This window comes from Vulcanococcus limneticus LL, assembly GCF_002252705.1.
GTDB lineage: Bacteria > Cyanobacteriota > Cyanobacteriia > PCC-6307 > Cyanobiaceae > Vulcanococcus > Vulcanococcus limneticus.
Window position 1 is genome coordinate 1 of the sequence record NZ_NQLA01000153.1, and the last position, 816, is coordinate 816.

The window sequence follows — 816 nt, forward strand, 5'->3', positions numbered from 1 at the left end:
AGTGATGCACGAGCGCAACGCTCACAACTTCCCCCTCGACCTGGCTGCTGCCACCGCCACCCCCGTGGCGCTGACCGCACCCGCCATCGGCTGAGGCCTAACGGCTTCTCCGATCCAGGGATGATCCTGCTCCTTCCACCACGCCCCTCGGGGCGTGGCTACGGCCCCCGCCTCGGCGGGGGCCTTTTTGCTATCTACCCCGCAGGCAATGCGGCGCTCTGATTGTCAGCAGTGCTCAGATCTCAAGGCAATTACTTATATTCATCGCGGGCACAGTGAGCCGCGGATCCTGGCACATTTAGGCGAATAATCCCATAATTTCCATGGATGTGTCCTAATACCCTGGAGGTTTTGGTATTCTGACGATTCATCCAGGTCGCCCAGCCACTTGAGCGAGCGCCGAAACGGTTTTCTTGCTTCCCTGAACCGTATGCCGCCCGCCTCGCTCAGGATCGGCCTCCTGCTCGGCGGAACCCTTGCCGGCACTCTGCTGCTCACTCATGTGCTGCAGAGCCAGATGAATCGGCATCTCGCCGACAAGCTCCTCGACAGCCAGACCCAGCGCATCCGCGAGACGGTGGATCGCTTCGACGCCACCCTGCGCCATGCGGAAGGCAGCGTGCAGCGCTATGCGGCACTGCTCTCCAGCAACCGTGATCCCATCCCCGCCCCAGCGGAGCGGTTCGAGCAGCTGTTGCGGCGTGATCCCGACGGCTCCTGGCTGGCGTCCCCTTCAGTGGTGTAATTCCCCCGGCACTCCCACCCCGGCGTAGCTGGGGTGGGCCGCGCACCTCAGGCGATCGGCTCCACAGCTGA

At 63.5% G+C, this 816-nt stretch carries 1 protein-coding gene; it reads left to right on the forward strand.

The window, feature by feature from the left end; all coding sequences use genetic code 11:
- Positions 1–517: 517 nt before the first annotated feature.
- Positions 518–745: a hypothetical protein gene (locus CJZ98_RS17860; protein ID WP_198537981.1), complete on the forward strand. Its 228-nt coding sequence runs from the start codon at positions 518–520 to the stop codon at positions 743–745.
- Positions 746–816: the final 71 nt, after the last annotated feature.